Here is a 19,462-nt window from a genome sequence, read left to right as displayed (position 1 = left end):
AGGCTTGGCATATTTATGTAAAAAAGAAAGCCACAGAAATTAATCTGTGGCTTTAAATTTATTGTTTGCCTAAATCTAGTTGGTTGTTTTTGGCGAACCGTCTTGATTTTTATCCACAACTGGTCTGTTTGCTCTATTTGCAAGTTCCCAAGCGATGTAATACGTTAAATGCGCTCTTTTTGCTAATAAATCGAAATTGATTTTGCTCACTTCATCACCTAATCCGTGGTAATCTTTACCTAACATACCATCGTAATAGAAAATGATTGGAATGTTGTTTTTAGCAAAGTTATAGTGATCTGAACGGTAGTAAATTCTTTCAGTATCTTTTGGATCATCATATTTGAAATCCAATTTAAGGTTAGTGTAAGTGTTGTTTATTTTTTCTTGAATTTGACCAAGTTCTGTACTTAACATTGATGAGCCTACAGAATATACATAGTTTGCGCTATCTGCTTTGCCTAAATATTCTTCGCCAATACGGCCAATCATATCTGTATTTAAATCGGCAATGGTGTTTGCCAAAGGAAATACTGGGTGCTCAGCATACCATTCAGAACCCAATAATCCTTTTTCTTCGCCAACTACAGTCATAAATAAAATACTTCTTTTTGGACCTTTACCAGCTTTTTTTGCTTTAGTAAAAGCTTCAGCCATTAATAAAACACCAGTTGTACCAGAGCCATCATCATCAGCTCCGTTGTAAACTTTATCTGTAGCGTTTGGATCATTGTTTAAACCAATGTGATCGTAATGACCGGTAAGTACTAAAACTTCATTTTTTAATTTAGGATCAGAACCTTCTAAAAAGCCTAAAACGTTTTCTGCTCTAACATCAGTTTCTTTACTTGCAGCACTAAATGCTACAGGAATGTTGATTGAAACAGTTGCGGGTTTTACAGTTTCAGTAATTTTCTTTTTAAGGTCATCTAAATTAGTGTTTGCAGCAGCTAAAATTTGATTTGCCACAGCTGTACCAATAGCTATTGTTGGTAATGCAGTTGCAGCAGCCATATTTTTCATTCTTTCGTCTGTTTTTAAATACGGATTACTGTTTTGCAAAACGGCTTTTCTTTGAGGAGAAAGATTATCAACAGTTGGGTCAATTACTAAAACACCAGCTGCTTTATTATCTAACAAGTATTTAAGTTTTACTTGTAAACTACCTGGGCCAGCTGGCATACGACGGCCTTGTTGTGGCGTAGACGATGGTTTTGCTGTTGGATCTCCAGTTGCGAAAATCATGACTACTTTACCTGCTACATTTTGTCCTTCGTATTCGTTAAAATCAGCTTTACTTATGCCATAACCAGCAAATAATATTGATGTTGCTTTAACATCGAAGCCTGCTGCGCTTACACCGCTAGGGGTAATGTAGTAATCTTTAAGGTTTTCTTTAGTTTGACCATTTACGGCAAGAACAGATTTAGTAAGGCTAATTGAAGCATAGCCTAATTTTTGGAAATATGGGTCAGTTCCATCTTTTACAGGGCCTTTTAAGCCAAAGCTTTGAAATTGCTTTTTGATGTATTCTGCAGCCATCCAAGCACCTTTTTTACCAGTTTCTCTGCCTTCATATTCATCAGAAGCGATCACTGAAAGATGGCTGTATGCTCTATCTTTATTTATGATTTCGCTAAATTTAACAGCGTCAGGATTTTTCTGAGCCGTAGCACTCAAGCTTAACATTACTGCAAAGCCGGTGTATAGAAGTGTTTTTTTCATCAGTTTTATATTATTTGTGGTCATGAAATTAATAGGAACAACGATTTATTTGGTCTCGTATATTCAAATCATTTCATCAGTTTATAAGTTACAAGGTTATTTTTAGCACGATATTTTTTCTACTCTTTTTGCATGTCTACCACCTTCAAAAGCTGTACTTAAAAAAGTTGAAGCCATTTCTTTTGCCAAATCGGTAGATACAAACCTAGCGGGGATACACAAAATGTTGGCATCGTTATGTTGTCTGGCTAAGGCTGCTATTTCATTTTCCCAACAAATTGCCGCTCGTATTTGCTGATGTTTGTTAGCGGTGATGGCTACTCCATTTGCGCTGCCACAAATTAATATACCAAAGTCAAACTCTTTGCTTTCTACTGCCAATGCTACGGGATGGGCAAAATCGGCATAATCTACAGAATCTGCAGTGTATGTGCCAAAATCTTTTAGCTCGTGGGCTGATAAATAATCTTTTAAGATTTCTTTATACTCAAAGCCAGCATGATCTGCTCCAATAGCAATTCTTAATTTATCTTCTGTGGGCATTTTCAAATTTAATTAGAATTATACAGCTTACGCGTAAATTTTTTGTTGCGCTTATGTATGTTTTTTATTCAGAGTGAAGCGAAGAATCTTTTTATTTATCTAGAGATTCTTCCCTTCGCTCTGAATGACAGAGTTAGTTTTTATAAAATAATGCTTCAGCTTTTTGTTTTTTCTTTTGGATATTGGCTGAAATCATGATACTTAATTCGTACAATAAAAATAGCGGCATGGCTACAATCATCATGGTAAAAGGATCTGCTGTAGGAGTTACTACTGCTGCAACTATCAAAATTAGTACGGCTGCATATCTTCTATTTTTCCTCATAAATTGTGGCGTCATTACGCCAAGTTTAGAAAGGATAAAAATGACAACCGGTAATTGGAAAATAATTCCAGTTCCAAGTGTTAAAGTGAGTACTGTTGAAAGGTATGAATCGATAGTAAACGTATTTTGAATGCTAGGATCAACTGTGAAATTAATTAAGAAGTTGATAGACCAAGGCGCTATAAAGTAGTAGCCAAATAAAACACCTAATAAAAATAATATAGAGGCAAAGAAAACAAACCCTTGTGATGATCTTCTTTCGGTATCCAATAAAGCAGGTTTAATAAACAACCAAATTTCAAATAAAAGATAAGGTACACCTAAAATTAATCCAGCAGTTACGCAAGAACTCATTTGTAAGGTAAACTGACCAGACATTTCAGTATTGATAATTTTAGCATCAATTTTAGTGATACAAAAATCTTGAGCAACTGATGGGAACATTGCTGCAATTTTGCATCCCATTCTATAAGTCCAAAATGTTGGGTCTTTTGGCCCCATTATAATCTTACTCCAAATAAAATCTGAGTAATAAAAAGCCACACAGGTTAACAAAGTAACTACAGCTAAACCTCTCAGTAAATGTTTACGTAATACATCAATGTGATCAAAAAAGGACATTTCTGCCTCTAAACTTTTTCCTTTATTTTTTATGGATTCAATTAAATCCTTTGCTTTGTTCTCGCTCATTGAAATTAGTTAGTAAACAAAAATACCATTCTGTTTGAAATAGAATGGTATTTACGATTTAAATCTATAAAAAGATTATATTATTCTGAGAATTCGAAAGTTTCCATAAACTTAGTGGTAAAGTTACCAGCTCTAAAGTTAGGATCTTTCATCAATTGTAAGTGAAAAGGAATAGTTGTTTTTACACCTTCAATTACAAATTCACTTAATGCACGTTCCATTGTACAAATCGCTTCTTCACGAGTTTGTGCAACGCAAATTAGCTTTGCAATCATCGAATCGTAATTAGAAGGGATTTGATAACCTGCATAAACGTGAGTATCTACACGAACACCATGACCTCCAGGAGAATGGAAATTTGTTATTCTACCTGGTGATGGTCTGAAATTATTGAACGGATCTTCAGCATTGATACGACATTCGATAGCATGCATGTTTGGTACATAGTTATTTCCAGAAATCGGGATGCCAGCAGCAACTTTAATTTGCTCTTTTATTAAATCGAAGTTAATTACTTCTTCAGTTACTGGATGTTCTACTTGGATACGAGTATTCATTTCCATGAAGTAGAAATTACGGTGTTTATCTACCAAAAACTCTACTGTTCCAGCACCTTCATAATTAACAGCTAAAGCACCTTTAATAGCAGCTTCACCCATTTTCTCACGTAATTCTGGAGTCATAAATGGAGATGGCGCTTCTTCAACTAGTTTTTGGTGACGACGTTGAATAGAGCAATCTCTTTCCGATAAGTGACAAGCTTTGCCATATTGATCTCCAATAACTTGAATTTCAATGTGGCGTGGATCTTCAATATATTTTTCTAAATAAAGACCATCATTACCAAAAGCAGCACCGGATTCTTGACGAGCGCTATCCCAAGCATTTTCAAATTCTTCATCTTTCCAAACAATACGCATCCCACGACCACCACCACCGGCAGTAGCTTTTAAAATTACAGGATAGCCCATTTTATTGGCTATTTTAATACCTTCTTTAACGCTTTCCAATAAACCTTCAGAACCTGGAATAGTTGGAACACCAGCAATTTTCATGGTTTCTTTAGCAGAAGCTTTATCGCCCATGCCATTGATTTGCTCTGGTGTAGCACCAATAAATTTAATTCCGTAATCGCGGCAAACCGAAGAAAACTTAGCGTTTTCAGACAAGAAACCATAACCAGGATGAATTGCATCGGCATTGGTTAATTCTGCCGCTGATATAATATTTGGAATACTTAAATAAGAATCTTTACTAGGAGGAGGACCTATACAAACAGCCTCATCGGCAAAACGTACGTGTAAACTCTCTCTATCTGCGGTAGAGTAAACAGCAACCGTTTTTATGCCCATTTCTTTACAGGTACGTATAATACGCAAAGCGATTTCGCCCCTGTTGGCAATTAATATTTTTTTAAACATAATTTTTTATAATTAGCTGATGAGCTAATGAATTAAATAGGTTCTACTAAGAATAATGGTTGATCGTATTCTACTGGAGATGCATTATCTACCAATACTTTAACAATACGGCCAGAAACTTCACTTTCAATTTCGTTAAATAATTTCATCGCTTCGATAATGCAAACTACTTTACCAACTGCAATTTCATCGCCAACGTTTACAAATAAAGGTTTATCAGGGCTAGAAGAACGGTAAAAAGTACCAATCATTGGTGATTTTACGGTAATGTATTTTGATGTATCTTCAGCTGCTGGAGTGCTTGCTTTCGTTTCTGCAACTTGAGGAACTGCTGCTGGAGCTGGTTGTGCTGCAACTGGTGCAGGTAAAGCCGCATTTACATAAACCGGCGCTTGGTTAGTTTTAATGGTAATTTTGAAGTTTTCTTGCTCAATAGCAACTTCATTTACCCCCGACCGAGAAACAAATTTAATGAGTTCCTGAATTTGTTTAATATCCATTCTTTTGTTGTTATGTTAAAAAAATTGGTGTCTTTATGAATTAACTAAGTTATTATTTTTTTTGGTTTTTTTCACTTGTTCAATAGTTCATTTGTTCACTTGTTTGTGAGCTATTTGACCAATGAACTGATGAACAAATTAACTGCTGTACGCCCACTTTAAATATACAGATCCCCAAGTAAAACCTCCGCCAAATGCGGCTAAAATAAGATTATCTCCTTTTTTAAGCTTACTTTCCCATTCCCATAAACAAAGTGGAATTGTACCGTTGGTTGTATTGCCGTAACGTTCTATATTGATCATTACTTTATCTGTGCTAACGCCCATTCTTGAGGCAGTTGCATCAATAATACGTTTGTTTGCTTGATGTGGAACTAACCATGCAACATCATCAGAAGTTAAGTTATTACGCTCCATAATTTCTGCAGCAACATCTGCCATGTTAGTAACAGCAAATTTAAATACCGCTGGTCCTTCTTGATGAACCACATGCTCATTATTAGTAACAGTCTCTACAGTAGCAGGACGAGCTGAACCACCAGCTTTTTGGCCTAAATAATTTCTTCCAGAACCATCGCTGCGTAAAATAGAATCCTGAACACCTAATCCTTCTTCATTTGGCTCTAATAATACTGCACCACAACCATCACCAAAAATAATACAAGTAGTACGATCTTGGTAATTGATAATAGATGACATTTTATCGCCACCAACAACTAATACTTTTTTGTGTTTACCTGATTCTATAAATTGAGATCCGGTTGATAAACCGAAAATAAAACCAGAGCAAGCTGCTTGTAAATCATATCCCCAAGCATTTTTTGCGCCTATTTTATCAGCTAAAACATTTGCAGAGGCTGGAAAAGGGTAATCTGGAGTAGTTGTACAAAAGATAATTAATTCAATTTCTTCTGCTCCAATTCCTCTCTTTTTAAGTAATCCGTTTACTGCTTCAACAGCCATATCAGATGTGCCTAAACCTTCTCCTTTTAATATTCTTCGCTCTTTAATGCCTGTTCTTGATGTAATCCATTCGTCTGATGTTTCAACAATGGTTTCCAGTTCCTTATTTGTCATTATGTAATCTGGAACGTAACCATGAACGGCAGTAATAGCAGCGTGAATTTTGTTCATTTTATTTGATTTTAATTATTGGAATGCGGCTTGTATTTTTCCGACCAAGTTAGATGTAATCATATCTCTCGATTGGAAAATCATATTTTTTATCGCTTCAGGACTAGAAATTCCATGACCAATTAATACTGGTGCATTTACTCCTAAAACTGGACTTCCACCATAGTTTTCGTAATTAAAACGATCAAAAAACTCATCTTTTAATCCTTTTTTAATGGTTAGTACATAGAATGATTCTGCTAATTTAAGCATTATATTTCCTGTAAAACCATCACATACAATTACATCGGCTTTGTCATTAAATAAATCTCGACCTTCAACGTTTCCTACAAAATTAAATAATTTAGTTTCCTTCATTAATCGATGGCTAGATAAAGCAATCATGTTACCCTTCTCGTCTTCTTCGCCAATATTCATTAAAGCTACTTTTGGATTAGAGATTTGCATAACATTTTCAGCATACAAACTGCCTAATACACCAAAATCCATTAAGTTATCTGGCTTACAATCTGCATTAGCGCCTACATCTAATAATAATCCAGTACCACCTTTTAATTTGGGTACAATGGTACATAAGCAAGGTCTAGAAATTCCTGCTATTGGTTTTACACTAAATACAGCGCCAACTAGCATAGCACCAGAGTTTCCCGCACTTGCGAATGAATCTAATTTGCCTTCTTTTAATAGTTGAAAGCCTACAGAAATGCTTGAATTTGGCTTTTGAAGAATAGCCTTTGTGGGATGTTCGCCCATACCAATAACTTCTTCGGTATGTACGTATTCAAAGTGATCGGGGTTGAATCCGTTCTCTTGAAGTAGAGGTTTAATCTGCTGAGTATCTCCAATAAGCACTAAATGCTGATCGGGAGCTAGGGATTGATGAGCTGCTATTGCTCCCAAAACAATTGCTTTGGGAGCATAGTCTCCGCCCATAATATCGAGACCTATTTTCATAGTAAAAAAATCTTTTGTGTTTAAGCTAAATCGCTTTGCTATTATTAGTCTAAGTTAAACTTAAACCAATGTAAAACACAAAAATTTTCTTAGAAAATTAACCTATTGAAGTGTTTTCTATAACTAATTTACCGTTGTAGTACAAGTTACCATCAACATTGTAAGCATGGTGAGGAACGTGTATAGCACCAGTAGTTTGGCATGTTGCCAAAGAAGGAGCTACAGCTTTATAGTGAGTTCTTCTTTTATCTCTTCTTTGTTTAGAAATTTTGCGTTTTGGATGTGCCATTGTGCTTTATTTAAGTATTATTTTAATTTTTTTAATGCTTCCCAACGAGGGTCGTCATTTTGTTCTTCTTCTTTTTCTGCCGTTCCGCTTGCCAATTTATCTAAAGTTGCAATCATTTCTGGATCGCATTTTTGACCTTGACCTGCTTGTTCACAGTTATTTATATAAGGTACCGATACGTTGATGAATTCGTAAATCATTTCCGAAACATCTAACGCACTTTCCTTTTTATTTAGCATAATGATTTCTAAATCATCACTTTCTAAATCGTCTTCAGCAAACTTTACAATTTGCCTTTCATTAACTTCAATTGGTTGTGAAAACTCAGCTAAACATTTATCACAATTAAGTTGTATTGTTCCCAAAATATGGAAATGCAAAATCAACATTGTTTCTTGTTTATCTAATTCAACTTCAACTTTAAGTGCTCCATCTTTTACCAAAGAGTACTCAAATGCATCAAGAAAGCTTTTATCAACTTCAAATTCAAATTGATGTTTGCCCAATTTTAAGCCTGTAAACGGGATTGAAAATTGTTTTAATGCCTTCAATTGTAACTAAATTTTAGCCTGCAAAGGTAGAAAATATTTTTATTAAATGAAATGTTTTTTTAGAATTAAAACTTTGCAAGTCTTTACAACTTTATCGCTTTTTAGTTGTTTTATGTTAAAAATATATTCAAAATGGAAAAGCAAGAAAAAATCGATTTGTTGACAATTATTAATGAGCAAGTGAGTTCTTCTATTCTTGGTGGTGAAGAAGCAGATTACACCGCTCTAGAAAATGAAGGTTTAATTAAAATTGATAGAAGTTCCGTACAATGGTGGGCTGTTATAACGGCTTCTGGACGGCAATTTTTAGAGGAGAATTGGTAATAGACATTATTTTTCTGCCAAAACCATGTCTTTGTTATTTCTGCTCCATTCGCTCCAAGAGCCTATGTATAATTTCGGGATTTCTAATCCTGCGTAATCCATTGCTAAAAGCATATGGCAAGCTGTTACGCCCGAACCACAATGTACAATTACATCTTCTAACTTAACATTAGCTAGTGCGTGAGTGTATTTTTCTTTTAAAATAGATGGAGCTAAGAATAAACCGTTTTCGTCTAAATTTTCTGTAAATGGAATATTTATAGCATTTGGAATATGACCTGCAATTAAATCTATAGGCTCTGTTAAACCTGCAAATCGATTTGCATCTCTTACATCAACAATAGTTTTATTGCTAGTTTTACTTGCGATTTCAACTTCGTTAATATCTACTAATGGCAAATTCCAATTAGTTATTTTATAATCTTCTGCGTTTTTAGGTTCTTCTACTTTTGAACTTGTAGGAAAACCAGCATTAATCGCAGCATTAAATCCGCCATTTAAAACTTGAACTTTTTCATGTCTAATCGCTTTTAACATCCACCAAAAACGAGCGGCGGCGTTACTGCTATTTTTATCATCGTAAATAATAACATGAGTGGTTTTATCAATTCCGAAACATTTTAGAACATCAGCAAACTGTTCAACTGTTGGCAAAGGATGTCTTCCGCCAACGGCGAAATCTTGAATATTTGCTAAATCAGTATTTAAATCAATGTATAATGCACCAGCTAAATGATTTTCGTCGTATCTCGTTTTTGAGCCAGCGCTTGCATCAATCAATACAAAATCATTTGAATTTAAGTTGATTAATTCTCTTGGCTGTATGATTGGAGATAGCTTTTGCATTCTTAATTCGCATCATCCTTCACATCACTCGCTGTTTCTATTAATTTTCCGCCGGTGCGTAATTGGTTACTTAATAGGTTTTCTTGTTCTTTGCGATGTTTTACAATATGAACAGCAGCAAAAATGGCTTCCATAAATGAAGTTGGATCGGCTAAGTTTTTACCAGCAATATCATATCCAGTTCCATGATCTGGAGAAGTGCGCACAAATTTTAAACCTGCAGTATAATTTACGCCAGTACTAAATGCGATGGTTTTAAAAGGAATTAAACCTTGATCGTGGTACATGGCTAAAACCGCATCGAATTGTTTGTAAGTGCCATTGCCAAAAAAGCCATCAGCAGGGTATGGACCAAAACAAATGATGCCTTTATCAAATGCTTCTTGGATCGCTGGCGAAATAATTTCTGCTTCTTCTTTACCTAATAATCCGTTATCACTAGCATGAGGATTTAAACCTAAAACTGCAATTTTTGGCTTTTCAATCCAGAAATCTTTCTTCAAACTATCGTTAATGAGTTGAAGTTTTTTAACAATTTTTTCATGACTAATCGCCGTTGGTACTTCTAAAACAGGGATATGACCAGTAACTACACCGACACGTAAAGTTTCACTAATTAAAAACATTAGTACATCGTTACTTTCGCTGCGTTCTTGTAAATATTCGGTATGACCAGGAAAACTAAAATTCTCTGACTGTATATTATTTTTATTAATTGGCGCAGTAACTAAAGCATCAATTGCGCCGCTTACTAAATCATCAGTTGCTTTTTGTAGAGATAATAAAGCATATTTTCCGCCAATTTCATTAGCTATACCTAAGTCAATTTTTACATCTTCTTCCCAACAATTAATCATGTTTGCTTTACGTGGATTTGCATCTGCAGCTTTGTTGATTACATTAAAAACGAAATCACTCATTTGTAAAGCCTTTCTATGAAAAGACGCCACTTTTGTATGTCCGTAAACTATTGGAGTACAATAATCTAGCATTTTACTTTCGGCCAAAGTTTTTAAAATAACCTCTAGCCCAATGCCATTTATATCGCCAATACTTATACCTATTTTAACTTTATCGCTCATGCTGTATTAAAAGAATTTAGCGCAAATTAACGATTTTGAATTAAACAGTTATAAAAATAATAGAGAAGTTCAATAGTATCATTTGTTGGCTAGCTCATTAGGTATAGCGCAAATGACTAATTGCGAATGAACTGATGAACAGATAAAAACCTTAACTTTGCGGCAATGAGTTTAGTAAAAGCGAAAAAACATTTAGGTCAGCACTTTTTAACCGACAAAAAAATTGCCGAGAAAATTGTAAATGGCCTTATTCATACCGATCAGTACCATCAAGTTTTGGAAGTTGGACCTGGAATGGGTATTCTTTCCGATATCCTATTGGCGAGAGAAGATTTAGAAACTTTTTTGATTGATATTGATGTAGAATCTGTCGCTTTTTTAGCAGCTAAATATCCCCAGTTGGGAGAACGATTAATTAGCGGAGATTTTTTAAAACTAGACTTAACTTCAGTTTTCCCAGGTAAATTCGCTGTAATAGGCAACTTTCCGTATAATATTTCATCTCAGATTTTATTTAAAATTTTAGAGCATAAAGATAACGTAGTAGAAATGGTGGGGATGTTTCAAAAAGAAGTTGCAGAACGTTGTGCATCAAAATCTGGGACCAAAGAATACGGAATTTTAAGCGTTTTGATACAAGCTTATTACGATATCGAATATCTATTTACAGTAAAACCAGGCACTTTTAATCCGCCGCCAAAAGTAAATTCTGGTGTTATTCGCTTAAGTAGAAATAACATGGAAACTTTGCCATGTGATGAAAAGCTGTTTTGGCGTACGGTAAAAGGTGGATTTAATCAACGTCGTAAAACTTTACGTAACGCATTATCTGGCACAATTGCTAAAGATAAAATGGATAATCATCCGTTTTTTGATAAACGTGCTGAGCAATTAAGTGTGGAAGACTTCATAACCTTAACTCAACATCTTAGTTTTTTAACAGGTCAGTAACAATGAGCAAAAAGATTTTAATTATAGATGATCTCCACCCTATGTTTAAGGAACAAGCCATTGCTTTAGGTTTTGAAGTAGATGATTTGCCTCTAATTACGAGAGCTGAAACATTAGCTGTTATAAAAAATTATACGGGTATCGCTGTTCGTACTAAATTTAGAATTGATAAGGAATTATTTGATTTAGCGCCGAATTTAAAGTTTGTGGCCAGGGCAGGGGCGGGTTTAGATAATATTGATGAAGCTGATGCGGCCGAAAGAAATATCCAATTAATTAATGCGCCTGAAGGAAATAGAGATGCAGTTGGCGAACATGCTATTGGTCTTTTACTTTCGTTAATGAATAATTTTCGCAAAGCGGATACAGAAATTAGAAACGGAATTTGGGATAGAGAAGATAATCGTGGTTACGAATTAAAAGGCAAAACCATTGGAATTATTGGTTATGGCTTTATGGGGCGAAGTTTTGCTAAAAAACTTTCGGGTTTTGAAGTAAATGTAATTGCTTACGATAAATATAAAACTGGCTTTAGCGATGCTTATGCTCGAGAAGTGAGTATGGAAGAAATTGTAAAGCAAAGTGATGTTTTGAGCTTACATGTTCCGTTAACAAAGGAAACCAAGCAAATGGTTAACGAAGAATATTTATATCATTTCAAAAAACCAATCTTTTTTATCAATACGGCAAGGGGTGAAATTGTAAATACATCAGCTGTGCTGGATAAAATAAAAAACGGCAAAATTTTAGGCGCTGGTTTAGATGTATTAGAAACTGAAAAATTTCCAGCGTTGGGCGAGCAACCTTGGTTTGATGATTTGAAAAAATCGGGCAAGGTAATTTTAACTCCCCACGTTGGCGGATGGACCTTTGATTCGTATCGTAAAATTTCTGAAGTTTTGGCTCAAAAACTATCGGAAATCAAATTATAAATCCCTAAATTGCTCATAAGAACAAAACATCAAATATCTTATGGCAAAAGAACATCAATATAAAACCAATTTGGTTTGGGCAGGTAACAAAGGTTCGGGAACAATGGATTATCGCTCTTACGACCGCGATTTTGTAGTGTCTATTGAAAATAAAGCACCAATTTCTGGTTCGTCGGATTCAGTATTTCTAGGTGATAAAACAAAATACAATCCAGAAGATTTATTGCTTTCTTCAGTTTCTTCTTGTCACATGTTATGGTATTTACATTTATGTTCTAAAAACGACATCGTTGTAATGGAATATAAAGACAACGCGATTGGCATTATGGAAGAAAACGCCGATGGTAGTGGTCAGTTTAAAGAAGTTTTATTGCAGCCTGAAGTGGTGATTTCTAAAAAAGAGCAAAAAGATTTAGCCAACTCACTTCATGAAGAAGCGAATAAAATGTGCTTTATTGCTAATTCATTAAATTTTCCAGTTAAGCATAAGCCAAGCTGTACGGCTATTAACGAGTAATTTAGTATGACCATAAGAACCTTTTGGACAATCTTTATTAAGATTTTAGGTATTTGGTTAGTGATTGAAAGTATAACAGTTATACAACAATTCTTATCAACGCTTTCAACTTTGCGATTTAACAATGAGAATAATTTTTATGGAACCATAATAGCTCTTTTGTTGTTAACCATTATAATTTATATCCTTGTTTTGAGGTTACTTCTTTTCAAAACCTCATGGCTCATAGATAAAATGCATCTTGAAAACGGGTTTTTGGAAGAAAAGATTGAACTTAATATCAAAAGTACAACGGTTCTGTCTATTGCAACTATAGTTATTGGTGGGCTTATATTCGTTGATAGCTTACCACAGCTTTGCAAACAGATATTTATGTATTTTCAACAGAGAAATGTATTTGGAGAAAGCCCAACTTCTGGTTGGATCATATTTCAATTTGTAAAAACCAGTATCGGTTATTTACTTATGACTAACAGTAAACTTATAGCTAAGTTTATAGATAAACAAAGTAGGGAACAAAACGACTCAGTCGAATAGTTTTTATCAAAGTCGTTATTGAGAGTTTAGCGAAGCAATGACGGCAGGAAAAAGAAAGCCACAGATTAGCAGATTTAAGTTCATTAATCTGCTAATCTGTGGCTTATTATTTGATAACTATTTCCCTTGCCAAGTATTATCTTTAGGAGTAGCATCCATAAAAATGCCTCCATCAAGTGCAACAGATTGTACTTTTTTCTTGCTGCTAAAACTTACCGTAGCCATTTTCTGATTTGCTTTCCACACCGCTGGTGTTTGGTGCAACGTTTGTTTAGAGCCATCAGCGTAAGTAATATTTACATCAAAAGGAATGGCAAAACCACCTTCATTTTTAATGGAAACAACATTTTTTCCAGCAGTTGCTGATACTTTAGTTAAAGCTAAATCGATATAATTATTGCTGAAAAACCAATTGTTAAAAAACCAGTTTAAGTTTTGTTTAGCACCACTATTCATCGAGTTAAAGTAATCCCATGGAATTGGATGTTTGCCATTCCAATTATCCATATAAGTGTGTAAAGCAGTTTTAAATAAATCATCGCCTAACATATCTTTTAACGCTAAGTAAGATAAAGAAGCTTTTCCATATGAGTTATTGCCATAGCCAGCACCAGATAATTGGCTCGACATAGAAATTATAGGCTGATCTTCTTCGGCAGATTTATCGTTAATGTAACGCTGAACTCTAAAGGATTTATAGAACTTGTCAGCAGCATCTTTACCATGTTCGGCAATGCCGATTAAATATTCTAATGTAGTTGCCCAGCCTTCATCCATAAACGCATAACGAGTTTCGTTTATCCCCATATAAAATGGGAAGTAAGTATGTGCAATTTCATGATCTTGTACTAGCTGCGCAAAAGTTGCATCGCCAGTTTGTGAATCATTTACCATTCCAGGGTATTCCATGTCAGCAAAACCTTGGAAAGCAGTCATTTTAGAGAACGGATAAGGAACTCCTGGCCAGTTATTAGAGAACCAAGCCAATGCATAATTGTTGTTTTTTACAGAGTTGACAAAATCTGTTCCTTTAACATCGTATGCTGCCTGAGTACTTACTCTGCGGTTGGTTTTATTATCTACAATTACACTTCCAGCATCCCATAAATAGGTGCTACTTAAGCCAAAACAAACGTCAACGATGTTGTTTACAGAGAATTTCCAAGTATTCCAGTCGTTTTGTAACGTAACTTTACCGCTTTTCATTTCTTGTTCGGTAGCCACATGGATTACTTCATCACTGGTGTATGATTTTTTTAATCGAGCTGCAAATTCTGGTTGTAAAACCTCATCAGGATTTAATAAATCGCCTGTGGCATAAACTACAAAGTTTTTAGGGGCCTTTATAGAGAAAACATAATCGTTAAAATCGTTATAAAACTCTTGACGATCGGTGTGTGGCAATCTATCCCATCCATTATAATCATCGTAAACCGAAACACGAGGATAACTATATGCCACGTACATAGTTGTTGGATCTATTTGTCCCTCACGGCCGCTTTCTTTTGATAACGGATAATTCCAGTCGATATTTAATAATGCTTTTTGACCAGGTAATAGTGGAGATTTTAACCTCACATCTCCGGTTGTACCCCAACCTTTAGTGTTTACATTATATACTTCGCCGTTAATTTTTAGGGAAGTAATTGTTAATCCGGCAGATAAAAAATCTTCGCTCACTCCGCCGCCTCTTGGTGAAGTTGGCTTGTGTAAATTATTTACAAAACGAATAGTAATCGTCTTTAAGGTGTCTCTACTGTTGTTCGAATAATCAATACTTTCTGTTCCACTTACAATTTTTGTATCGGTATTAACGGTGATTTCCATGTTGTATTTACCATGGTTTTGCCAGTAATTTTTACCAGGTTTCCCATCCAAAGAACGAGTGCCTTTTTGATAGGCAGCCTTAATATTTCTGGGCATGTATAAGTCTTGCGCAAACAGCGTAGTCGCACAAATAAACAATACTAACGTGAGAATAAATTTTTTCATGAGATTTTATTTTAAGCTAAATTAATGAAAATAATAGGCAGCGTATAAACATCACCTTATTTTTACGCGAACTAACTATTGTTATGGAAATGTTTTTTAAACCAAAATATTTGCTTTTGTAAAAATTGCCTTATATCTTCGTTTTAATCAAAGCAAGACTATGTAGGCTAATGGCCGATGTAGTCTTGTTTGTTTTTTAGAGGATTTGATAAAAAAACAATTAAGTATGTCAGACGTAACTTATTATACTCAAGAGGGTTTAGATAAACTGAAAGAGGAATTACATAGATTAAAAACTTCAGACAGAGCTGCAATATCAAAAGCTATTGCAGAAGCTAGAGATAAAGGCGATTTGTCTGAAAACGCAGAATATGATGCAGCAAAAGAAGCACAAGGTTTACATGAGGCGAAAATTGCTAAAATGTCCGCTGCGCTATCTACAGCAAGGTTAATTGACGAAAGTAAGCTAGATTTATCTAAGGTTTTAGCTTTATCTATTGTTAAAATTAAAAATGTAAAGAACGGCGCAACCATGACTTATCAATTGGTTGCAGAAAGCGAAGCTGATTTAAAAACGGGAAAGATTTCAGTAAAATCTCCAATTGCGCAAGGTTTATTAGGTAAATCTGTTGGTGATACTACCGAAATTCAAGTGCCTGCTGGTAAAATGGAATTTGAAATACTAGAAATATCAAGATAAAATAGTGCTACGGGTTGCATGTTGTGGGTTACGGGTTTGGATTCGTAAAATAGCACACTCAACCCCACAATTCATAACTGCATGACTATATTTTCAAAAATTGTAAGCGGAGAAATTCCTGCACATATTGTAGCAGAAACGACGGATTTTATGGCGTTTTTAGATGTAAATCCATTAGTGATGGGGCATGTATTGGTTATTCCAAAAAAGGAAATTGATTATATTTTCGATATGGAAGATGAACTATATACTGGCTTAACGCTGTTTGCAAAACAAGTAGCAAAAGCTGTTAAAATTGCATTTCCATGTAAAAAAGTAGGTGTAGCAGTTATTGGATTGGAAGTTCCGCATACGCACATTCATTTAATACCAATGAATAATGTGAGCGATATGAATTTTGCTAAAGAAAAACTGAAACCAAGTCAAGAAGAACTTGCAGAAGCTGCGATTAAAATTAAAGCGAAGCTTTAATTTTGTTACGAGTTATGAGTTGCAAGTTGCCAGTTTGGATGTAGACCCAACAACCCATAACTATTTCAACTTCTCGTTATTCTCATGTCTATCTGCATCACGAATAGTTTTCTTCTCTAAATTTTTAATCAGTGCATCGTTTAAATCTATGCCAGTTTGGTTGGCAAGGCAGATTAAAACAAATAAAACATCAGCCATTTCATCTGCTAAGTTTACTTCTTCGTCGCTCTTTTTAAAAGACTGCTCACCATATTTTCTCGACATAATACGAGCAACTTCACCAACTTCTTCCATCAAAATAGCTGTATTCGTTAACTCATTAAAATAACGAATTCCAGTAGATTTAATCCAGTTGTCTACGGTTTCTTGTGCTTGTTCGATGGTCATATTATTTATGTTAGTGGTTATCTTTATCTTTCGTGTCCATTATAATTGTAACTGGCCCATCATTTACTAAGCTAATTTTCATATCGGCACCAAAAATGCCGCATGCTATTTCCTTATTTAGTAAAGCTGATAAAGTTCTAATCATTTCTTCATACATCGGAATAGCTTTATCAGGTCTGGCAGCCCTTGTAAATCCAGGTCTGTTTCCTTTTTTAGTAGCTGCAAATAATGTAAACTGACTAATTAATAAAATATTACCATCAATATCAGCTAATGCTTTATTCATCAATCCATTTTCATCTCCAAAAACTCGCATGTTAGCAATTTTTTGTGCCAACCATTCTAAATCTTCTTGTGTATCTGCATCCTCAATACCTAATAGCACTAAAAATCCAGTATCAATTGCTCCAGTAATTTTGTCATCTACTGTACAGCTTGCTTGTGTAACTCTTTGTAAAACTGCTCTCATATATAAAGTTCATTAGCTCATTATGTTCATTAGTTTGGATTTGATTCGAACTAACAACTCGCAATCTCTAGGCTCTCGTATCATTACCATGAAAAATGCTTAGATAACTTTCGTATCTGCTTATCTCAATTTCGCCATTTTCTACTGCTTTAATTACTGCGCAGCCTGGTTCGTTTACGTGTCTGCAATTGTTAAAACGACATTGGTTTAAACGTTCCCGCATCTCTACAAAATAATGGCTTAATTCTTCAGGTTTAATATCGAAAATACCTAATTCTCTAATTCCGGGGGTATCAATTAAATAACCGCCAAAAGGTAAGGTGTGCATTTCTGCAAAAGTTGTAGTGTGTTGACCTTTATCGCTCCAATCAGAAATTTCGCCTGTTTTAATGTCGAAGCCAGGGAGTAAGGCATTAATTAAACTCGATTTCCCAACGCCTGAATGCCCCGAAAATAAAGTGGTTTTATCTTTTAGTAAGTCTTTAATTTGTTCAACATTTGTACCCTTTAAGGCCGAAACCTCATAACATGGATATCCAATTCGTTCGTAAATTGCTTTGTACTCTGCTAAAATTTCTAAACCTTGTTTACTAAATAAATCGAGTTTGTTAAATATTAGGCAAGTTGGGATGCTGTATGCTTCGGAAGTAACTAAAAAGCGATCTATAAAACCTAAAGATGTGCGTGGGGATGCCAACGTAACAATTAGAAAGGCTTGATCTAAATTGGCGGCAATAATTTGTGCTTGCTTACTTAAATTAATGGATTTACGGATGATGTAGTTCTTCCGTTCTTCTAATTTATCAATCACGCCGGTTGCTGCATTGGGTTCTAATTCAAAGCCAACTTTATCGCCAACGGCAATTGGATTAGTGGTTTGTATGCCCTGTATCCTGAATTTACCTTTAATTCGGCAATCGTAATTTTTGCCATCCTCGGCATAAACTTGGTACCAACTCCCTGTAGATTTTATAACTAATCCTTGCATATTATGCCATAAAGGTAGTAATATCATTACATGCATAAAAATGATTATATAATATGTGTGTGAAATGGGAATGATGCAATGTATTTCTACTGTTGTTGGTTTTAGTTTAGACGAAATTGTGAAAGGAAATAAGGCTTGCTAAAGGAAATGTGGTGGTGCAGGTGTTAAAAGTGGGAGTAACTATGGTATAATAGGGAATGAAGTTGATATTATCGGAAGTACTGGTGATAAAAGACGGAGTACTATTGATATAAATGGGAGTAACATTGCTAAAAGATGGAGTTAAGTTGATCTTTGTAGAAGTGCAGGTGATAAAAGTCGGAGCAACTTAGATATAAGTGGGAGTGAAGTATGCATAAGACGGAGTAATGTTTATAAAAGCGGGAGTAATATTGGTTGTTCTATAGAAGTGGGTACTAGGTTTATTTTTCAGCTCGCCGCCGCTGTGGCTCTTTCGTTTTTCATGAGTGTTTATTTTAGGGGTATTCAAGAATGCTTCACAGTATCTCTTGATAGAAAAGAAACAAAAGATCAAGGCTTAGTATCATCTCTCGGATTAAGCTATCAAAACTTTTAGGGCAACAGAATAAGGTCCCGATGAAGGATCGGAACTGCATTCTGTTTTGGGTTGTGGTTTTTGGAAGGTATTGCGCAAGTTTAAACAAGTTGATTTATTGTTTTTAATTGTTTGTTTGAGCTCGTAGCGAAAAGCTACTCGGTTTAATGCTTTCTCCTTCGGGATGCTACAAGGCCGGTCCTCGTTCTTGGGAGTGGGTTGTAGTTTGGGATTGGTTGTTAGGCGGTCGTCTTTGCGAGGCTTGTTTTTTTTAAGCCGTGGCAATCTCCTTTATGTTATTTAATAAAATAAACGTCCTAACCGTCCTTCCCAACTTGATTGGGAATCGTAATGCAATAGGAGGTTTTTTACGCATTATGATTTCCATTTTCATGGAAAGGACGGGTAGGGTTTCTACTTGTGTTAGGTTTAGGTTTTTTGGGTAATGTCAGGAACAGGCTTTTGTTTTTAAACCCGATAGTAACGAAAATACTTTTTTGTGTTGCTGGTCCTTCGACTACGCTCAGGATGGCGGTACAAAAAAGATTGTAGTGCATAGCGGGGCAGAACTAATCCGA

The 19,462-nt window shown here is 35.1% G+C and carries 22 protein-coding genes; 7 read left to right on the top strand and 15 right to left on the bottom strand.

All coding sequences use genetic code 11. The features are described 5' to 3' along the window. Positions 1-75: 75 nt before the first annotated feature. The 9 genes from GM921_RS10180 to GM921_RS10140 form a co-directional block, all read right to left on the bottom strand. Positions 76-1,725, bottom strand: a complete 1,650-nt coding sequence (locus GM921_RS10180; protein WP_182922539.1) for a M28 family peptidase — start codon at positions 1,723-1,725, stop codon at positions 76-78. A gap of 102 nt (positions 1,726-1,827) precedes the next feature. Then, positions 1,828-2,268, bottom strand: a complete 441-nt coding sequence (gene rpiB / locus GM921_RS10175) for a ribose 5-phosphate isomerase B (protein WP_182922538.1) — start codon at positions 2,266-2,268, stop codon at positions 1,828-1,830. 133 nt (positions 2,269-2,401) lie between these two features. Continuing rightward, on the bottom strand, positions 2,402-3,283 hold the full coding sequence (gene tatC / locus GM921_RS10170; RefSeq protein ID WP_182922537.1) for a twin-arginine translocase subunit TatC: 882 nt from the start codon (positions 3,281-3,283) through the stop codon (positions 2,402-2,404). A gap of 80 nt (positions 3,284-3,363) precedes the next feature. Then, entirely contained in the window at positions 3,364-4,704 is a 1,341-nt protein-coding gene (gene accC / locus GM921_RS10165) for an acetyl-CoA carboxylase biotin carboxylase subunit (RefSeq protein ID WP_182922536.1), read from the bottom strand. 32 nt (positions 4,705-4,736) lie between these two features. Next, positions 4,737-5,204 carry an acetyl-CoA carboxylase biotin carboxyl carrier protein gene (accB, locus tag GM921_RS10160; RefSeq protein WP_182922535.1) on the bottom strand — a complete coding sequence of 156 codons (468 nt, stop codon included), beginning with the start codon at positions 5,202-5,204 and terminating at the stop codon, positions 4,737-4,739. Positions 5,205-5,342: 138 nt separating this feature from the next. Next, the gene (locus tag GM921_RS10155; RefSeq protein WP_182922534.1) at positions 5,343-6,338 is read right to left on the bottom strand and encodes a beta-ketoacyl-ACP synthase III; all 996 of its coding nucleotides are present in this window, start codon (positions 6,336-6,338) and stop codon (positions 5,343-5,345) included. Between the two features lie 15 nt (positions 6,339-6,353). Then, complete coding sequence (plsX, locus tag GM921_RS10150) at positions 6,354-7,292, bottom strand: phosphate acyltransferase PlsX (protein ID WP_182922533.1); 939 nt, start codon at positions 7,290-7,292, stop codon at positions 6,354-6,356. Positions 7,293-7,389: 97 nt separating this feature from the next. Further along, entirely contained in the window at positions 7,390-7,581 is a 192-nt protein-coding gene (gene rpmF / locus GM921_RS10145) for a 50S ribosomal protein L32 (protein ID WP_173272963.1), read from the bottom strand. A gap of 17 nt (positions 7,582-7,598) precedes the next feature. Beyond that, positions 7,599-8,132, bottom strand: a complete 534-nt coding sequence (locus GM921_RS10140; protein ID WP_182922532.1) for a YceD family protein — start codon at positions 8,130-8,132, stop codon at positions 7,599-7,601. A 132-nt stretch (positions 8,133-8,264) separates the two neighbouring features. Between GM921_RS10140 and GM921_RS10135 the strand changes: the two genes are divergently transcribed. Continuing rightward, positions 8,265-8,456, top strand: a complete 192-nt coding sequence (locus GM921_RS10135; RefSeq protein WP_182922531.1) for a hypothetical protein — start codon at positions 8,265-8,267, stop codon at positions 8,454-8,456. 6 nt (positions 8,457-8,462) lie between these two features. Here GM921_RS10135 and GM921_RS10130 read toward each other — a convergent pair whose 3' ends face one another. Both GM921_RS10130 and pdxA read right to left on the bottom strand, forming a co-directional pair. Beyond that, entirely contained in the window at positions 8,463-9,302 is an 840-nt protein-coding gene (locus tag GM921_RS10130) for a sulfurtransferase (protein ID WP_182922530.1), read from the bottom strand. A 2-nt stretch (positions 9,303-9,304) separates the two neighbouring features. Continuing rightward, the gene (pdxA, locus tag GM921_RS10125; RefSeq protein ID WP_182922529.1) at positions 9,305-10,384 is read right to left on the bottom strand and encodes a 4-hydroxythreonine-4-phosphate dehydrogenase PdxA; all 1,080 of its coding nucleotides are present in this window, start codon (positions 10,382-10,384) and stop codon (positions 9,305-9,307) included. A gap of 165 nt (positions 10,385-10,549) precedes the next feature. Here pdxA and rsmA point away from each other — a divergent pair, with 165 nt between their 5' ends. From rsmA to GM921_RS10105, 4 genes are read left to right on the top strand one after another with little or no spacing between them, the layout of a single operon-like run. Further along, on the top strand, positions 10,550-11,335 hold the full coding sequence (rsmA, locus tag GM921_RS10120) for a 16S rRNA (adenine(1518)-N(6)/adenine(1519)-N(6))-dimethyltransferase RsmA (RefSeq protein WP_182922528.1): 786 nt from the start codon (positions 10,550-10,552) through the stop codon (positions 11,333-11,335). Between the two features lie 2 nt (positions 11,336-11,337). Continuing rightward, positions 11,338-12,267, top strand: a complete 930-nt coding sequence (locus tag GM921_RS10115) for a 2-hydroxyacid dehydrogenase (RefSeq protein ID WP_182922527.1) — start codon at positions 11,338-11,340, stop codon at positions 12,265-12,267. Positions 12,268-12,307: 40 nt separating this feature from the next. Continuing rightward, entirely contained in the window at positions 12,308-12,784 is a 477-nt protein-coding gene (locus GM921_RS10110) for an OsmC family protein (RefSeq protein ID WP_182922526.1), read from the top strand. 6 nt (positions 12,785-12,790) lie between these two features. Continuing rightward, on the top strand, positions 12,791-13,321 hold the full coding sequence (locus GM921_RS10105) for a hypothetical protein (protein ID WP_182922525.1): 531 nt from the start codon (positions 12,791-12,793) through the stop codon (positions 13,319-13,321). Between the two features lie 117 nt (positions 13,322-13,438). On the opposite strand, the gene GM921_RS10100 is transcribed toward GM921_RS10105, so the two are convergent. Then, on the bottom strand, positions 13,439-15,313 hold the full coding sequence (locus tag GM921_RS10100) for a M1 family metallopeptidase (RefSeq protein ID WP_182922524.1): 1,875 nt from the start codon (positions 15,311-15,313) through the stop codon (positions 13,439-13,441). 226 nt (positions 15,314-15,539) lie between these two features. Here GM921_RS10100 and greA point away from each other — a divergent pair, with 226 nt between their 5' ends. Both greA and GM921_RS10090 read left to right on the top strand, forming a co-directional pair. Further along, positions 15,540-16,013 (top strand): transcription elongation factor GreA, encoded by a 474-nt coding sequence (greA, locus tag GM921_RS10095; RefSeq protein WP_182922523.1) that lies wholly within the window; start codon positions 15,540-15,542, stop codon positions 16,011-16,013. An 81-nt stretch (positions 16,014-16,094) separates the two neighbouring features. Then, on the top strand, positions 16,095-16,484 hold the full coding sequence (locus GM921_RS10090; protein ID WP_182922522.1) for an HIT family protein: 390 nt from the start codon (positions 16,095-16,097) through the stop codon (positions 16,482-16,484). A gap of 60 nt (positions 16,485-16,544) precedes the next feature. On the opposite strand, the gene GM921_RS10085 is transcribed toward GM921_RS10090, so the two are convergent. From GM921_RS10085 to rsgA, 3 genes are all read right to left on the bottom strand, one after another. Continuing rightward, positions 16,545-16,871, bottom strand: a complete 327-nt coding sequence (locus GM921_RS10085; RefSeq protein ID WP_182922521.1) for a nucleotide pyrophosphohydrolase — start codon at positions 16,869-16,871, stop codon at positions 16,545-16,547. Positions 16,872-16,881: 10 nt separating this feature from the next. After that, a complete protein-coding gene (dtd, locus tag GM921_RS10080; protein WP_182922520.1) occupies positions 16,882-17,340 on the bottom strand; it encodes a D-aminoacyl-tRNA deacylase in 459 nt (152 codons plus the stop codon). A gap of 67 nt (positions 17,341-17,407) precedes the next feature. After that, entirely contained in the window at positions 17,408-18,328 is a 921-nt protein-coding gene (rsgA, locus tag GM921_RS10075; protein ID WP_182923908.1) for a ribosome small subunit-dependent GTPase A, read from the bottom strand. Positions 18,329-19,462 lie beyond the last annotated feature (1,134 nt).

Source organism: Pedobacter planticolens (assembly GCF_014172375.1).
GTDB lineage: Bacteria > Bacteroidota > Bacteroidia > Sphingobacteriales > Sphingobacteriaceae > Pedobacter > Pedobacter planticolens.
Note: the sequence above shows the minus strand (reverse complement) of the source record. Positions and strands in the feature narration are given on the sequence as shown.

What these genes read in the sequence shown, in the direction of transcription:
- GM921_RS10180 (WP_182922539.1), bottom strand. Translation starts at nt 1,725, where the DNA reads ATGAAAAAAACACTTCTATACACCGGCTTTGCAGTAATGTTAAGCTTG.
- rpiB (WP_182922538.1), bottom strand. Translation starts at nt 2,268, where the DNA reads ATGCCCACAGAAGATAAATTAAGAATTGCTATTGGAGCAGATCATGCT.
- tatC (WP_182922537.1), bottom strand. Translation starts at nt 3,283, where the DNA reads ATGAGCGAGAACAAAGCAAAGGATTTAATTGAATCCATAAAAAATAAA.
- accC (WP_182922536.1), bottom strand. Translation starts at nt 4,704, where the DNA reads ATGTTTAAAAAAATATTAATTGCCAACAGGGGCGAAATCGCTTTGCGT.
- accB (WP_182922535.1), bottom strand. Translation starts at nt 5,204, where the DNA reads ATGGATATTAAACAAATTCAGGAACTCATTAAATTTGTTTCTCGGTCG.
- GM921_RS10155 (WP_182922534.1), bottom strand. Translation starts at nt 6,338, where the DNA reads ATGAACAAAATTCACGCTGCTATTACTGCCGTTCATGGTTACGTTCCA.
- plsX (WP_182922533.1), bottom strand. Translation starts at nt 7,292, where the DNA reads ATGAAAATAGGTCTCGATATTATGGGCGGAGACTATGCTCCCAAAGCA.
- rpmF (WP_173272963.1), bottom strand. Translation starts at nt 7,581, where the DNA reads ATGGCACATCCAAAACGCAAAATTTCTAAACAAAGAAGAGATAAAAGA.
- GM921_RS10135 (WP_182922531.1), top strand. Translation starts at nt 8,265, where the DNA reads ATGGAAAAGCAAGAAAAAATCGATTTGTTGACAATTATTAATGAGCAA.
- GM921_RS10130 (WP_182922530.1), bottom strand. Translation starts at nt 9,302, where the DNA reads ATGCAAAAGCTATCTCCAATCATACAGCCAAGAGAATTAATCAACTTA.
- pdxA (WP_182922529.1), bottom strand. Translation starts at nt 10,384, where the DNA reads ATGAGCGATAAAGTTAAAATAGGTATAAGTATTGGCGATATAAATGGC.
- rsmA (WP_182922528.1), top strand. Translation starts at nt 10,550, where the DNA reads ATGAGTTTAGTAAAAGCGAAAAAACATTTAGGTCAGCACTTTTTAACC.
- GM921_RS10115 (WP_182922527.1), top strand. Translation starts at nt 11,338, where the DNA reads ATGAGCAAAAAGATTTTAATTATAGATGATCTCCACCCTATGTTTAAG.
- GM921_RS10110 (WP_182922526.1), top strand. Translation starts at nt 12,308, where the DNA reads ATGGCAAAAGAACATCAATATAAAACCAATTTGGTTTGGGCAGGTAAC.
- GM921_RS10105 (WP_182922525.1), top strand. Translation starts at nt 12,791, where the DNA reads ATGACCATAAGAACCTTTTGGACAATCTTTATTAAGATTTTAGGTATT.
- GM921_RS10100 (WP_182922524.1), bottom strand. Translation starts at nt 15,313, where the DNA reads ATGAAAAAATTTATTCTCACGTTAGTATTGTTTATTTGTGCGACTACG.
- greA (WP_182922523.1), top strand. Translation starts at nt 15,540, where the DNA reads ATGTCAGACGTAACTTATTATACTCAAGAGGGTTTAGATAAACTGAAA.
- GM921_RS10090 (WP_182922522.1), top strand. Translation starts at nt 16,095, where the DNA reads ATGACTATATTTTCAAAAATTGTAAGCGGAGAAATTCCTGCACATATT.
- GM921_RS10085 (WP_182922521.1), bottom strand. Translation starts at nt 16,871, where the DNA reads ATGACCATCGAACAAGCACAAGAAACCGTAGACAACTGGATTAAATCT.
- dtd (WP_182922520.1), bottom strand. Translation starts at nt 17,340, where the DNA reads ATGAGAGCAGTTTTACAAAGAGTTACACAAGCAAGCTGTACAGTAGAT.
- rsgA (WP_182923908.1), bottom strand. Translation starts at nt 18,328, where the DNA reads ATGCAAGGATTAGTTATAAAATCTACAGGGAGTTGGTACCAAGTTTAT.